This window comes from Ensifer sp. M14 (genome assembly GCF_003355565.1).
Lineage (GTDB): Bacteria > Pseudomonadota > Alphaproteobacteria > Rhizobiales > Rhizobiaceae > Ensifer.
Genome location: NZ_QJNR01000007.1, coordinates 46,952 through 62,415, shown reverse-complemented (window position 1 = coordinate 62,415; position 15,464 = coordinate 46,952). Strand labels below are relative to the sequence as shown.

Genomic DNA, 15,464 nt, shown 5'->3' with positions numbered 1-15,464 from the left:
CGAAGGAACGATCGTCTTACTCGAAAGGTTTAGGGGTCGGTGCCGGCCGACCGGTGTTTAACCATCGGCCGCGGCAACCCTATCCGATGGTGCCGCCGGTTTAGAATTGCTCCCCTAAAGGGATTAGCCGCGATTAGACCGCAGGGAATTTACCTCGAACGTTTTGGGCCGACAATCAATCCGACGCGCCACGCCAAGCTGACAAGTCCAGCACCGCGGCGCGCAGGAACATCTGCGAGGCCCCATGCCCCATGCCGACCATAGTCTTTCCTATCGCCTGTCGTGCCTTGGCCGTGCCTCGACCCTGTGTCTTGCAATCGGCTTGAGCGCGCTTGCTCCACTCCATCAGGCACAAGCCGAGCCGGTGTTCCGCCTGCAACCTCAAACGAGGGTCAAGGTCGCGATTGTCGAGTGGGTCGCCTCGACAGGAGAATACAAGGAGTGGACCGCGCTCAACGGCGAGTATGTCGTCTCCCCCGCCGGCACGATCTCGGTTCCGCTGGTCGGCGAAGTCAAGGCCAGGGATAGAACGCCCGCGGAACTGGCGGCCGCCATCGCCGATCTCCTGAAGGAGCGTACTGGCCTCAGCAAGGCGCCCGAGACATCCGTCGAAGTTGTCCGTTACCCGATGATCTACGTCACGGGGCTCGTCGATCGGCCGAGCGAACTCGAATTTCGGCCCGGCATGACCGTGATGCAGGCGGTGGCGATGGCCGGCGGACGCGAACGCCGCACGAACCCTGCCGGCGGCTACTCGGACATGGAGCAGATCCGCTACACCGGCGAATTGAACCGGATGGAACTAGAGATGATGCAGCTCGCCGCCCGCCGGGCTCGGCTGAGGGCAGAGTTCACCGACAGCACCAAGGTCGAGTTTCCCCAGGCGCTCAAAGCTGCCGATGGCGCCGCGATCCAGCAGATCGTGCGCGACGAGAGCACTCTCTTCGACGCCCGCGTCGAGGCGATGCGCCGCCAGCTCGATTCCCTTGCCGAACTCGGTACGCTTTTGAAGAACGAGATCGACGTGCTCGACGAAAAGACGGCGGTGCAGCAACGTCAGATCGAGATAGCCCAGGATGAGCTCAAGGGCATCTCGAAGCTGGTGAATGACCAGACCGTGACGAAGTCCCGACAGACGTCGCTCGAGCGCATTGTCGCCGAGCTGCAAAGCGACAAGCTCGACCTTCAGGTTGCCGCCATGCGCGCCAAACAGAAGCTGAGCGAAACCGAACGCGATGCGGTGACCTTGCAGGGGCAGCGCCGCACGGAGGCCGGCCGCGATCTGCAGACGACGGAAGCCGCGATCGAGGATCTGAAGCTGAAGCGCAGCACGACGCTGCAACTGCTGCAGATCAACGGTGCGTCCCTCTCCCGCTTTGCCGACATGAAGGCGATGGATCTGGAGCCGCTGGAGTACTGGATAACGCACGGCGGCACCGACCCAGCCGTGAAGGTCACGGATGCGACATTGCTGGTTCCGGGCGACGTGCTCGACGTGCGCTCGGCGCTGACGGCAGCGCTCGACAACAAGCTTCTGACATCCGTGGGCATCGAACAGTCCCAGTAGCATCGGCAGATCGACTGCAGTGCAATGTATTTCGTGGGGAACAGCAATGGTCGTGCATGACATCTCAAAAATCGTGATGGATGAGAATTTCGAGGCCAAGCGTTCGGGTGGCCAGGAGAGTATATCCTTCCGCGATGTTTCCGACTTCCTGCGACGCCACCTCGTTCGCATCGGGATCTGTGGCATCATCGGAATGGCGCTCGGCGCCTTCTACATCCTCAACACGGCACCGACCTTTACTGCGACCGTCCGCCTGGTGATCGACCCCGAACAGGGCCGCATCGCCTCGCAGGATGCCTCGACCGGAACGATCATCATCGAAGCGGCCGAGATCGCCAGCGAGGTCGAGATCGTCAAATCCGAAGCGATTGCCCGCGCCGTCATCGAACAGCTCGACCTGACCAACGATCCGGAGATTGTCGGCGGCGGCGTCTCGATCCGCGGCATGATCGGCTCGCTGTTCTCCTCGGGCACCAAGAATTCCGACAGTGATAAAACCGACGACGAATATCTGATGCGGCGCACCATGGCCGCGTTTCTCTCGCGCGTTACCGTGCGACGCGTCGGCCAATCCTACGTGCTCGAGATCGGCTATTCGTCCACGGATCCACAGAAGGCGGCAAAGACTGCCAACGCCATTGCCGGCGCCTACATCCGCACGGGCATGAACGAGCGATCTGACGCCGCAAGAAGTGGCGCCAAGTGGCTCGAAAGTCGCCTGATCGAAGTCGGCGCGCAGGCCCGCGCGGCCGCCATGACCGTGGAAGAATTTCGCGCCAAGAACGACATCACGACGGTCGGTACCGCGTCGACGCTCGACCAGCAGCAGCTTTCCGAACTCAGCAGCCAGATGCTCGCAGCGCGCGCTGCATCAGCGGCGGATACGGCCAAGCTGATGACGCTGCAGCAGCTCATGTCGAAGGACACGATGATCGGCAGTGTCAACGATAGCCTCGACAACCCGCAAATCCAGAAACTCAACGAAGAAATGCGCCTGGCGAAAGCCAAGCTCGACAATCTCAAGACGCGATACGATAGCGGAAACCCGGCAATTGTTGCGGCCGAGGCCGACATTGCGCGGCTGGATGCCTCTCTTCGCAACGAATTCCTGCGCATCGAACAGTTCTACAAGTCGAATGTCGAGATCGCCAAGACCCGCGAAAAGCTGCTCGAAAGCGAGCTTGCAAATCTGACCGCGACGGGTGCGGGCAAGAACGTTGCTCGCGTCGAACTGTCCGAGATGGAAAGCCGCGCGACGACCTATCGCAATATGTACGAGGGTATTCTTCAGCAGCTCATCGGCGCGCTGCAAAAGCAGTCCTTTCCGCTCGGCAAGGCACGTATCGTGACTGCGGCAACGGCGCCGCTGGGAAAGACCTGGCCGAAACCCTCGACGATCATGCCGTTCTCCCTGATGTTCGGATTGGCGACCGGGCTGATGCTGTCGGTGCTGCGTGACGGCCTCGACCGCCGCGTCAGCTCCAGCGAACGCCTGCGCGCCGAACTCGGCATTACCTCACTCGGCCACGTACCGATGTTCAGAAGCAGCCCCCGCCCCCATCAGCCTCCGATCGCCTCCACAATGCTGCCGCTCAGATCGGTCCTGGACATGCCCTATTCGCGGTTCTCCGAGGCCTTGCGCGGCGTGAAGAATTCGGTCGATTCCGCGTTCCCCGCCAATGCATCGGCAGTCATCGGGGTGACCTCGGTCGGCCCCGGGGAAGGCAAAACCACGATCGCGGCCAATCTCGCCCAACTCTACATGAACGAAGGCACATCGGTCCTGCTCGTCGACGCGGATTTCATCGGCTCTCGCCTCAGCCGCGTCGCCACTGAAGACGGCGCGGGCTTCGGCATGGAGAGCCTGCGGATCCTGGGCATTCCCGGCCAATATTCGAGGCGCAGGTCGAGTGAGGGACAACAGCACGTCGAGGAATTCGACGGCAAGGCGGTGCGCTGCGTTCCGGTTCTGACCGTCGAACAGACGCGCAAGGCCGCGGTCGGACATCAACGCTACGGCCACCTGCCGGCGCTGAAATCGGAACTGGAACTGCTGAGACAACGCTACAAGGTGATCATCGTCGACATGTCCGGCTTTGAAGATTCAGCCGACACGCGCGTGATCTGCACCTATCTCGACGGCATCGTCGTGGTTCTCGGACAATCCGACAAGATGACTGTCGAACGGCTCGGCGAGGCCCTGTCGACATTCGGCAAATCGCGTGTCGCGTTGCTCGGTGTGATTTCCAACAGAAGCGACGGCCCTCGCCGGACCAACATTCGCTGGGACCGAAAACAATGGCGCAAGTTCAAGAAATGATGCCGGCAACGCACGAGCATCCAGGCGATCGCCCGGCAACGGTTGCCATCGGCATACCGAGTTGCGGGCGAAGCGACATTCTCTCCGCTGTCCTGCCGCTCATCGCCCGGCAGTCCCGGCAACCGGACGCGATCTATGTCTGCCTGTCGTCGCCGGAGGATATGGACCCTCGCTGTGTCGAGGGGCTCGCCTGCCCTGTCACCGTGATCCTGTCCGAACGGGGCCTCTGCCGCCAGCGCAACCGGATACTGGCGGAAGTAAGCACCGATATCATTCTGTTCCTTGACGACGATTTCCTGATGGCGCCGTCCTATGTCAACGAACTCGTGGCGCTGTTCGCCAGCCAGCCCGACGTCGCCATGTGCACCGGCACTGTCATCGCCGATGGCATCATCGGCCCCGGCATCGCAGTCGATGATGGCCTTGAGATGATCGAGGCCAGATTGGCTCGTCCGGATCTGCCGGTGACCTTCGCGCCGATTTACAGCGCCTACGGGTGCAACATGGCTGTTAGGACTGCCGCGATCCGGCGCTCAGGGTTGCGCTTTGACGAAAATCTGCCGCTCTACGGCTGGCTCGAAGATGTCGATTTTAGCCGCCTGGTTGCCGAGCATGGCCGTGTCGTTCGGTCGAGCCGGCTGCTGGGTGTCCACCTTGGAACGAAGAAGGCCCGCACCCCTGGCGTCAAGTTCGGCTACTCGCAGATCGCCAACCCCATCTACCTGATGCGCAAGCACACGATGAGCATCCGTCACGCCACCGTCCAGATGGGGCGAAACCTGATCGCGAACATGGTCAAGGTCTGGAACCCGGAGCCCTGGGTCGATCGAAAAGGACGTCTGCGCGGCAATGCCCGCGCGGTCGTGGATCTGCTGACCGGTCGGCTCGCCCCGCAGAACGTCGAAAGGCTCGAGTAACATCATGGCTTCTCTGCCGCCAGACCGCGTCGTCGTCATCAACGATCGCTCCACCAAGGTCGGTGGCGCCACGAATATCGCCATCCTGTCGGCAGAACTGCTTCAGCAGCGCGGTATACCGGTGACATTCTTTGCCGGCGACGGCGCGCCAGCCAACAAGCCGGCAGCCGATACGATCAACCTCGGCGCCGTTCCCCTGCTGGAGCGGCGGCGAAGCGACGCGCTGCGGCTCGGCCTTTACGACCCGCCCGTCTATGAGAGACTGAGCGGGTTAATCTCCAGCCGTGACACGCCGTCGACGATCTACCATGTCCATGGCTGGTCGAAGATCCTGTCGCCGGCGATCTTTCGGGCGCTCGCGCCCGTGCGGGATCGCGTCGTTCTCCACGCTCACGATTACTTCCTGGCCTGCCCCAATGGTGGTTTCGTCAATTTCCAGACCCATCGTGTCTGCGAGTTGAAGCCGATGTCGGGTCGTTGCCTGACGACTCAATGCGACAAACGCGGCCTGCACGAGAAGGCCTGGCGCACCGCGCGGCACATGCTGCGGGAGCAGTTCTTTCCAACCAAGCGAATGGCGGCAAACATCGTCGTCGTGCACGAGAGGATGCGGACTTACTTCGAGCGTGCCGGCATAGACGGCACCCGGATCGAAACGATCCGCAATCCAGTCCTTCCCTTTGTCGCCCCAGGGCTCCAGCCCTGGACCAACCGCAACTTCGTGTTCGTCGGCCGGCTGGAACCCGAAAAGGGCTTCGAGGATGCGGCGAAGGCGGCGAAGCTGGCCGGGTTGCCACTTCACTTCGTCGGCGACGGTGCCGGGCGCGCGCTCATCGAAACACGGTTTCCCGACGCAACGGTTCACGGTTGGAAGACCAAGGACGAGATGCGGGATATCATTCGCAGCGCACGCGCCGTCGTGGTTTCCTCGCGTGTGCCGGAACCGTTCGGGCTCGCTGCGCTCGAAGCCGTTTCATGCGGAATACCGGTCATCCTGCCTGACGCGGCATTGCTCGCCGACGAGATCGTCGCGCTGGGGTGTGGGCTCAAGTTCCGGATCGCCGATGTGGAGCATCTCGCAACCGCGATGCGGTCCATCGCCGCCGACGACGCATTGGTGCACAGGATGAGCGACAACTGCCTGAGAGAGGCAGCCGGGCTAGCGCATTCACCGGAAAGCTGGGCGGACGAACTGATCGCTCTCTATGGCCGCGTGCTGCAACGCGCCAACCGGAGCCCGAGCGATGTCGTGCGACGGCGCCTGGCAACAGTTGGGACCGCACACGATCTGCACGATGGAGGCGTTCGATGAAACGGCATCGGTCGTCACTGCAAACCATCGGTCGGCAAGGGACACGCTCAGCCGGTGATACCGGCGGGCATACGGTCCCGCGATTAGCAGGTTTACCCGGCTGCGCTTTAATCCTGCCCGGCGCGTACCTCCATTGGACTAGGCCTTGCCCATCAGGATCGATTGTAAATCCGAGCGCCCACTGGCAGCCTGTTAGAGGCAAACGGTGTTGGGAGGGGTGAGAGATATGCTGTCTGTTTCCGATGGCGCTGCACGCCAAGGACACCCCGCGCGCGGAACCATCGCAGCACGACGCGGCAGCAGGTCCAAGCGATTGATCGACGTGACCGTATCGGTCCTGGCGCTCGTCTTCCTTGGGCCGGCACTCGCATTGATAGCGATAGCCCTTGTCATGGTCGATGGCCGGCCGATCATTTTCCGACAAGCCCGCGTCGGTGCGCAGGGCAAAATGTTCGAGTGCCTCAAGTTCAGAACCATGCGCCGCGATGCGGCGGAAAGGCTTGCCGAACTTCTGGCCACCGATCCCGAACGAAACCGGGAGTGGATGGAAAAACGCAAACTCGTCGGCGACCCGCGCGTCCATTGGCTCGGCAAGATCCTCAGGATGACCTGTCTCGACGAGTTGCCGCAGTTCTACAACGTGCTGCGCGGCGACATGAGCCTTGTCGGACCTCGCCCGATCTCGCTGGAAGAAACGGAAAAATACGGCCCGAACCTGCACTACTACACCAGCCTGAAGCCGGGCATCACCGGCATGTGGCAGGTGCGAAGACGGCCGGAGACCACCTATGACGAGCGGGTTCAGTTCGACATCGACTACTATCAGTCCCGGTCCATCTACCTCGACATCGTGATCATCGTAAAAACGGTGGGCGTCGTCCTCTTTGCAACAAACGAGATCTGACGGGGGCGTTTACCAGATGAAAAAGATCACGGTCGCCCAGAAGACAAGGCACAGCACGACCACGGACCAGCGAATGGCCAGCTTCGTGTTCCATGAAGACCGATTGGTCATGGCGCCCTCTTTGTCCAACGAGATCCGTCTTAACATCGACTGCGAGCCCCCCTTTCCCGCACGTACCCCCGACTTATCCGCGTCTGCAACACGCCGTCGAATTCAGGCGAACGGCGGGCGCCAAAGTCCGTGCCATAGCGCACCCTACCGTAAAAACCGGGCAAAACCCGAATCACGGTTTCAACGCACACCATACCGTACGAGTTTCGAATTTTCAGCCAACCGGGGTTTTTTCCCGAAAGTCGGCAGGCAAACATTCGCCCGCCCGATCGGACCGCCCACGCCCGCACCTCCTCCTCAATGTCGCTTACCCCCAGTCGTGGTGCAATGATGCCCCGCTGGTTCGAGACCGCAACCCTCCCATTGCGACGGGTGTCCTCCGCCTTCCCCAGTTCATTGCGCTTACCGCATCTGATCGGCGACGGCTTTGCCGCCCTGTGCGCCAAAGTCATCTCACAGGCCGCACAACTATCGATCTTCATCGTTGCGGCGCATGTGCTTGCGGCCGCCGAATTCGGCTTCTTTGCCTTCGCATCCTCCTTCGCCATTTTCGTTCTTGTCGTCGCCGAGGGTGGATGGGGAGAGTTCATCATGAAGGGCGGCGCCGACAAGACGGACGTCGATCAGCTTGCAACCCTGTCGCTGCTATCCGGGCTTTTAGCCACGATCCTCGGCCTTTCCACCGCTGCAGCCATGTTCATGCTGGGGCACGGTTGGAACGCGCTGCTGGTCGCCCTCTTCAGTTCCTGGTACCTGCCGGCGTCGCTGTCGACGGTTTACGACGGCATTCTCATTTCGCAAGGGCGCCTGAAGAGCCAATCCATCATCCGGATTGCGGCCGAGATCATCGGGCTGTTCGTGGCGATCGGCGGGCTTTCGCTGGGGTGGAACATCGTGGCGCTCATCTGCGGGCGATTGGCGCAACAACTGACGATCCTTGCCGCCTCGATGATCATGCTACGGTGGCTGCCACGCCTGCGCCTGCACCGCGCATATGCCGCACAAGTGCTGGAGTTTTCCCGCCATATCGTCGCCAACCGGCTTGTGGTGTTCTTTCGCTCCTACGCCGGCACGCTGGTGGTCGGCAGCTTCCTCGGCCTGGCCGAGGCGGGCTACTACCGCGCCGCCGAACGGATCGTTGCCGCCTTCTCAGAGCTCATGGGCGAACCGGCCCGGATGCTCGCCTGGATCCTCTTCGGCCGCGCCGCGGGCAAGGACAAGGACAAGGGCGATGCCGACCGGGCGGCGATCGGGACGACGGCCACGACCTTCATGACGGTGCTGATGGCGATCTCGACGCCGATCTACCTCGGTCTCGCGCTGATTTCGGCAGAACTCATCGACGTCGTCCTGGGCGACAAATGGGCGCCTGCAGCGATCCTCGTCGCAATTCTCGCCGCAAAACAGACACTTCTGATCCCGGGCTATGTGACCGAGCCGTTGTTGTCGCTGAGCGGCAACATTCACAGGATGCCGAAAGCCGTCATGTTGAACGGCGCGATCTCCGTCGGGCTGATCATTCTGCTGACGCCGTTCGGCGCGGTTGCGACAGCGCTGGGGCAATGCGTCGCCGCGGTGTTCTCGTTCAACATTTCGATGCGGCTGCAGTCACGCGAGGGTGGGCTTGCCTGGAACCGCGTCCTTCGCGACTGCGGCCTGGTAGCAATCGCCGTCTGCGCCATGGCGGCCGCCGTCTTTCTGTTCGGCCGGATAGCCGAAGCGTCGTCGCTGAGGCAGATGTCGACGATCGCCCTGCAAGTGTTCGCCGGCGCGGCAATCTATGTGGCGGCACTCGCCATCCTGCAGCGATGGAGCGATGCCTTGCGGCCCATCTTCGCGTTCGGCCGTCACGGATGAGGGACAAACCAAACAACACAAGCGCGACAATCAGGGGAGATGCATCGTGCTGACCAGCGACATCAAGAACACCGCGTATCCACTTTTGCGCAGCGCCGTGCGCAGCCTCAACAAGTCTCTGACGCCGTTGAAGGCGGCGAGCGGGCGGCTGCGCTATCTCTCACCTTTTCCGCAGCGCTTTACCGGCGCCTATGGATCGTTCGAAGACGCAATCGCTGTGGCCCGCTCCAATGGGCTGGCCGGCTATGACCACGAAGAAATCGCTGAGGTCGCCTTCGAAAAGATGTGCCAGGTGGCGCCCTGGGACTACCCGGTGCTCTTCTGGATGCGGCAGGTGATGGGTGAGGTTGACGGTCTCGTCGATGCCGGCGGACATATGGGCACGAAATACCGGGCGTTCCGCGACCTTCTCTCCCTCGAAGGGTCTTTCCGCTGGGTGGTCTACGATCTACCGGCCATCGTGCAAGCGGGCCGGCGCAGGGCCGAGCAGGACAAGCTCGACAATCTGCATTTCGTTGACCGTATCGCCGATGCCGGCCCTGTGCCGTTGTTTCTGGGCTCCGGACTGCTGCAATATCTCGATATTCAGCTGTCAGACCTCCTGGGGCGGATGCCCGCCCTGCCCCGCCACCTCCTGCTCAACAAGGTGGCGCTGCGAAAGGGGAGCCCCGTCGTGACGCTGGAGCGCATCGGCAAGGCGATCGTGCCCTACCAGATGCGCAACGAAGATGTCTTTTGCAGTGACGTCGAAAGGCTCGGCTATCGCCTTGTCGACCGCTGGTCGATCCCGTCACTCGCACATGTGATCGAGACACATCCCGAGTTGGGGCCGAGCGAAAGCGCCGGCTTCTATTTCCGGCTGCAATGACGATCGGGCAGCTTTGCTGCCGAAGTCCTCAAGCTGGATTCGATTTAACGAATTATGCAGCAAATTTAACGCGTTACAGCGCTTCGCGTCATATATTCCGAGCGGCACTGTCGCCGAAGGGGTCTGGCGTCACGCTCCGGAGGCGGCAGCTGCTTCCTCAGTAACCACACGCGGCGTCGCGGCAGGAACCGAACGCCTTTCCAATCGCGTCTTCAGATGGTCGGCAAGACGCATCGCCAGGCCAAGCATCATCAAGGTCGGGTTGGCGTGACCTGGCGTGGAAAAGACAGAGCTTCCGGCAACAAAGAGCCCATCGACACCATGCACCATCGCATCCGGATCGACGACGCTTGTGGCCGGATCGCTGCCCATGCGTGTGGTGCAGGACGGGTGCGCCATGTCTGTGAACGCAGCTCTGTCGTCTTCGTCCCAGGCAATCCAGTCAACCAGGTGCGGTTGGGGAAGCGCATTGCGTCCGAATTCGGAGACGAGTGCACGCGCCAATCGCTTGACGCTCCGGACCTCCGTCGAGCCAATTTTCCAGGCGACGCGGGGCATCGGCACACCGTACCGGTCAAGCCGATCCGACAGGGTCACGCGGCTCTCCGCATCGAGCTTCTGCTCGACCATGACATCGAACCGCAGCTCGTCGGATCTGTGCATCATCCCTCGTTTTTGTATCATCCGCCGGAAAGCGCCCTTTGCCAGAAAGCCGGGAGACCGCGCGACGACGGCAAGATCGCCAGCCAGCCGCGTGTGATCGCCCCGCATCAGCCGTTTGAGCGCGGCCCAGGGGTCGCCGGGCGAATGGATCTGCACGGGATAGGCCGCGCAATTGACGAGCTCTTCCCGTCTTTGCACGGTTGGACCGAGGCGCAGGCCGTGAAGATAGAACTGGGTCCTGCCGTGATCCACGAGACCGTAGAAATTGAAGTGCCTCGCAACGGCATCGATACCCTGCCAGTCGAAGCGCAGAAGTGTCGAGCGCGGGTGATCGGCAAGGTAGCGTCCAACGACACCCCTGGCGTTGCCGACGCCGCCCGCCATCAGCGATCTGGAAGCCAGCAGGAGGCGGGCGTTTTCGATGCCCCCGGCGCAGAGGACGACCGTTTCGGGCCATACCGTTGCGCAACCACCGTCAACGCTGCGCAGATCGAGCGACGCGACGCGCCTGCCGCTCGTATCGAGTTGAATCTGCGTGACCGTGGCATGCGTCAGGATATCGATGTTCGGGGCGACCAGCTCGGCTGCCACATGGGCAAAGCGCATGGGTTCGCCGTGCTGATCACGTTCATGGCTGAACTGCCAGAAGAAAGGGCGAAGCAGATCACGGTCGAAGCCGAGTTCGTCCGGAGGCGAATGCAACCGGCCAAAGAGCCTCTCATCGTAGAGATTGGGGCCGAGATTGAGCAGGCGTGCCGCGCGATCGAGCGCCGGCGCCAGACTTTCGCGGGTCATCGGCCAACCGGAGACCGGCAGCCAGGACCGGCGCTCAAAGTCGATTTCGTCGAAACTTGCGCATTTGCCGATCCAGGTATGTGTGCTGCCGCCGAGCCCCCGATTGCGCAACTCGAAGGGCGCTATATCATTCAGCCATGAGAGGCTGCCGTTATATCCCCTGCCCGGGCTTTCGACGCCATCTCGGGCAATCGGCTCGCCGACATTTTCAACGGCATTCAAGGTCTGCTGCGCTGCCTCGAAGTCGGCACTGCCGCTTTCGATAACGAGCACCCGGCAGCGGCTGTTGGCCAGCTCGCGCGCGATCGTCAGGCCGACGGGACCGCCGCCGACGATGGCCACATCAGGACGAAACTCGGTGCCCGTGGGGGCTGATCGGAGATCACGGATCGGCATGAAAAGAACTCCCGCGTGCTACATACCGGTCGTAGCACCAGCGCTTTCGCACCGAAATCTCCCAATATGCATAGGGGAGTAGGGCAACTACTGATTTCGGCTAGTTGCAGCCTGCACACTTTGTTCAGCAGCTGGCCGGATGTCCATTTTGAAACGGTGCCGCGAGGCGACTAGGCTTAATCATTGGGGCCGGTACCCAGCAGGCGATTTGTCCTTATCCCCGGACGCCGATGGTCGGCGAGCGCGGAGAGCCGGCAAGGATCGGAGACTGAGGCATGGCGCGTGTAGGTATGAGAGAATGGCTGGCACTTGCTCCTGTATTTGCATCGGGCAAGCTGGCCCGCTTCAGCAGCGACGGCAACGGGCCACTCACGCGTTTCGAAGCGGATTTTTCCGCCAAGTTCGGCGTCGAACATGTCCTGACGGTCAGCAGTGGCACAGGCGCGCTCATAGCAGCGCTTGCGGCAGCCGGCGTCGGACCGGGCGATGAGGTGCTGGTGCCCGCCTACACCTGGATTGCAACGGCGGGCGCGGCACTTGCCGTCGGTGCGGTCCCCATCATCGTCGACATCGACGAGACCCTGACGATGGATCCGGCAGATATCCTGCGAAAGATAACCCCCTATACGCGCGCCATCGTTCCCGTGCACATGGCCAACATGGTGTGCGACATGGAGCGCATCATGCAGATCGCCCGCGACCACGGGCTCATCGTCGTCGAGGACGCCTGCCAGGCGGTCGGCCTACCTTACAAGGGCGTGCGCGTCGGCACGATCGGCGACGCCGGCGCCTTCAGCTTCAACCAGTTCAAGAACATCAACATCGGCGAAGGCGGCGCAGTCGTGACCAACGATGCCAGGCTCTTTGCCAGGGCGCGCATGTATCACGATATCGGCGCGCTGTTTCGCGGCCACCTCGACAATGCCAACGAGCCGCCCATGCTCGGCATCAATCTCAAGGCCAGCCAGATCCAGGGCGCCATGCTCAACGTGCAGCTGAAGAAGCTGGATCCGATGATCCGCCGCATGCGTCGTCGCTACGACGCGATTGCCGAAATCCTGTCGTCCAGCAACGCGATGCGCATCGGTCCGCACAACGATCAGGACAATGCCGCCGGCCTGCATGTCATCTTCGACACGGCCGAGGAGGCGCAGGCCTTTTCCGCCGAGAACAAGCGCGGCGTCTACCGCCTCTACGATTCCAGCCGCCACGTCTACAGCAACTGGCTGCCGGTGCTCGAACAGCGCACGGCAAATCCCAAGATGAACCCTTATGCCTGGACCTCCCGCAAGATCGAATACGCGCCGGATATGTGCCCGCGGTCGCTCGATATTCTCAAGAGGACATGCCGCATCGGGCTCGGCGAGAACTATCCCCTGCCGCTCATGACCTATTTCGCCCGACGCATGGCGCGCCAGCGACCGGCCGCCAAAGGGAGCCTCGTCTATGCGACCTAGTCTGGACCGGATCGGCCCCAACTTCATCGATATCTGGCGCTGGGACCTCGACCAGACCGAGCGGGAAATCGATCGCCTGTTCCCGATATTGAGCGGCGAGGAAAGGGCGCGAGCCTCGCGTTTCGTCTATCCGCAACATCGACAACGCTTCATTGCCGGCCGCGCCGGCCTGCGCCTGGTGCTCGGCCACTACCTCCACCTTCCGCCGCACCGCATCGGTCTCGCCTGCAACGTCTTCGGCAAGCCGCGCATCGCCGGCGCATCGGAATTGCTGCAGTTCAATCTCAGCCACAGCGCCGACGTGGCGATGCTGGCGATTTCCGACCATTACCCTGTCGGCATCGATGTCGAAGCGATCAAGCCACTGAAGGAGGATATTGCCGGGCATTTCTTCTCGAAGCGCGAGTGCGACGCTCTGGCCGCATTTGACGGCGACGACTATATGCACGCGTTTTATCGCTGCTGGACGCGCAAGGAAGCCTTCGTGAAGGCCCATGGCGCAGGGTTGTCGCTACCACTCGCGTCCTTCGACGTCACCGTCGACGCGGCCTCCCGTCCAAAGCTCGAATCGCTCGATGGAGATCGGGACGCGCCGCTGAACTGGAGTCTGTTCGACCTCGCGACGCCGCCCAGTTTCGCCGGCACGTTGGCGGCGCTCACCCTCGGCAACGCCGTGCATCTTCGATATTGGAATGACGATGTGCTTGCGCTCAAAGCGTCAGTCGCGCATCCAGCACATAACGATCCCCGGCCGCGTCAAAGTGGTGGCAACCGAGCAAGCCCGGCTTGAAATCGGGCTTGATCGTCCTGATGCACCGTTCGCGGTAGTTCTCCAGGTCCAGTTGCTCGATCTCCATGATGTTCAGCCCATAGCCGTAGATCCCGTGCGCATTGTGCTGAGACGGGCGGAAGACACGTCCTTCCCGCGCGAAAATACGGCCGGCATTGCGTGCAACCGTGCTCCCGAGGACCACCGGATTGCGCTTGTGCGGTGTGATGCGTGCGAGCCCCGGGCCATCGACTTCAAAGACGTGGAGTTCGCTGCAATGGTCCTCGTAGGCGTGAAACTCCGACAGGTTCGTAAACAGCCACCACCGCCCCTCGTGACGTGTCAGTATGCTGTCAGCGGCGGACAAACCGTTGAGTGCCGTTGCGTGCAGCTCCCACTTCAACGGAAATTCGACGCAGCGCCAGATCTCGATGCGCTTGGATTGATGCGTCTCGGGCATCATGAAGATGTCGTCGCCATCGCGAAAAACGAACGGATAGGACAGATGGTAGTCGCAATTCAGCGCCACGCCCACCGGCTCGAGCCGGTCGCCGTCAAAACGACCGACCGCGATATGCGCCTTGCGGTCGCCATCGGCATAAGCTTCGTAGAACAGGTAGCATTGGTCCTCATGCTGGAGCAGAAACGGGTCCGCCTTGATATCCGTCGCCGTCGGTGGGATCTCGACGGAACCGCCCGGCTCGAAATCGTCGATCCGGCCGCTGCCGGTAAAGAGTGTCCAGACGGCAGCCCCTGTCCCGGCCTTGTGCTGCACGGCCTTCTTCACCCGTGCGACAAGGTGACCACTCAGGATGCCGAGATATCGAGCCAATTCGTCGATCGACGGCGGCGAGGCTTGGCTGCGCGCCGGCAGTGGCGTGGTGATCAGCTCGCCTGTATCGGCCAACCGCGAGAGTTCGCGCAATAGAAGGGTAGCCGCACGCTCCTTGACGAAGTTGATGTTCCTGACCGCGCTGAACTTGATGTTGAAGGACGACGACGCAATCGCAACGGACGAGGCAGACACGCCGAGCCGAACATAGAGCGCCAGGTCGACGGACGGCGCGCCGGTTGCCACCTCGAGGTAGCTGAACCACTCACCAGCTCCCGATTTCTGATCGGAGAAGGACAGTGCCCATTCGCCATAGGGCAACTCGCGCACGGCGTCGTCAGGCAGACCATTCGGCGTCATGCGGATCACCAGATCGAGACCAAGCTCCGCCACTTGCGCCTGCGCCGCACCAGGTTCCGCCGATGCCAATGGCACGATGCGTTGCTTATGCGCATCGAAGTTGCACGGATTGTACGCCGCCTGGCGGCCGAACGCCGTCTGCTCCAGCCGATGAGCAAGCTTGAAGAACACGGAACTCCGACCGGCCCCATAGGGCGCGGGATGAACGAGCAAGGCAGTCAGGGCATATCTTGGATCCGCAACGATCCGGTCAAAGACCATCAGTTGCCAATTCTCGAAGCTCTCGTTCTGCTCGACCAGGATGCCGATACGCAATGGGAGGCTTGTGACACGCAT

General features: G+C 61.9%; 11 protein-coding genes. 9 read left to right on the top strand and 2 right to left on the bottom strand.

The window, feature by feature from the left end:
• Nucleotides 1-244: 244 nt before the first annotated feature.
• The 7 genes from BLJAPNOD_RS22095 (at nucleotide 245) to BLJAPNOD_RS22065 (ending at nucleotide 9,856) form a co-directional block, all read left to right on the top strand.
• Nucleotides 245-1,567, top strand: coding sequence for a polysaccharide biosynthesis/export family protein (locus BLJAPNOD_RS22095; RefSeq protein ID WP_077502570.1), 1,323 nt, complete (start codon nucleotides 245-247; stop codon nucleotides 1,565-1,567).
• 46 nt (nucleotides 1,568-1,613) lie between these two features.
• Nucleotides 1,614-3,887, top strand: a complete 2,274-nt coding sequence (locus tag BLJAPNOD_RS22090) for an exopolysaccharide transport family protein (RefSeq protein ID WP_077502571.1) — start codon at nucleotides 1,614-1,616, stop codon at nucleotides 3,885-3,887.
• Entirely contained in the window at nucleotides 3,866-4,804 is a 939-nt protein-coding gene (locus tag BLJAPNOD_RS22085; RefSeq protein WP_244611044.1) for a glycosyltransferase, read from the top strand. Before BLJAPNOD_RS22090 ends, BLJAPNOD_RS22085 begins: the two co-directional genes overlap by 22 nt.
• A 4-nt stretch (nucleotides 4,805-4,808) precedes the next feature.
• On the top strand, nucleotides 4,809-6,116 hold the full coding sequence (locus BLJAPNOD_RS22080; protein WP_115421501.1) for a glycosyltransferase family 4 protein: 1,308 nt from the start codon (nucleotides 4,809-4,811) through the stop codon (nucleotides 6,114-6,116).
• 226 nt (nucleotides 6,117-6,342) lie between these two features.
• Nucleotides 6,343-7,020 carry a sugar transferase gene (locus BLJAPNOD_RS22075; protein ID WP_115421500.1) on the top strand — a complete coding sequence of 226 codons (678 nt, stop codon included), beginning with the start codon at nucleotides 6,343-6,345 and terminating at the stop codon, nucleotides 7,018-7,020.
• A gap of 441 nt (nucleotides 7,021-7,461) precedes the next feature.
• Entirely contained in the window at nucleotides 7,462-8,988 is a 1,527-nt protein-coding gene (locus BLJAPNOD_RS22070; protein ID WP_158556151.1) for an oligosaccharide flippase family protein, read from the top strand.
• A gap of 46 nt (nucleotides 8,989-9,034) precedes the next feature.
• Nucleotides 9,035-9,856: a methyltransferase, TIGR04325 family gene (locus BLJAPNOD_RS22065; protein WP_244611043.1), complete on the top strand. Its 822-nt coding sequence runs from the start codon at nucleotides 9,035-9,037 to the stop codon at nucleotides 9,854-9,856.
• A gap of 129 nt (nucleotides 9,857-9,985) precedes the next feature.
• On the opposite strand, the gene BLJAPNOD_RS22060 is transcribed toward BLJAPNOD_RS22065, so the two are convergent.
• Entirely contained in the window at nucleotides 9,986-11,710 is a 1,725-nt protein-coding gene (locus tag BLJAPNOD_RS22060; protein ID WP_115421497.1) for a GMC family oxidoreductase, read from the bottom strand.
• A 275-nt stretch (nucleotides 11,711-11,985) separates the two neighbouring features.
• Here BLJAPNOD_RS22060 and BLJAPNOD_RS22055 point away from each other — a divergent pair, with 275 nt between their 5' ends.
• Nucleotides 11,986-13,167, top strand: coding sequence for an aminotransferase class I/II-fold pyridoxal phosphate-dependent enzyme (locus BLJAPNOD_RS22055; RefSeq protein WP_077502577.1), 1,182 nt, complete (start codon nucleotides 11,986-11,988; stop codon nucleotides 13,165-13,167).
• Nucleotides 13,157-13,957, top strand: coding sequence for a 4'-phosphopantetheinyl transferase superfamily protein (locus tag BLJAPNOD_RS22050; protein WP_244611042.1), 801 nt, complete (start codon nucleotides 13,157-13,159; stop codon nucleotides 13,955-13,957). Before BLJAPNOD_RS22055 ends, BLJAPNOD_RS22050 begins: the two co-directional genes overlap by 11 nt.
• Here the strand turns inward: BLJAPNOD_RS22050 and BLJAPNOD_RS22045 are convergent.
• Entirely contained in the window at nucleotides 13,878-15,464 is a 1,587-nt protein-coding gene (locus tag BLJAPNOD_RS22045; RefSeq protein WP_077502578.1) for a hypothetical protein, read from the bottom strand. The genes BLJAPNOD_RS22050 and BLJAPNOD_RS22045 overlap by 80 nt on opposite strands.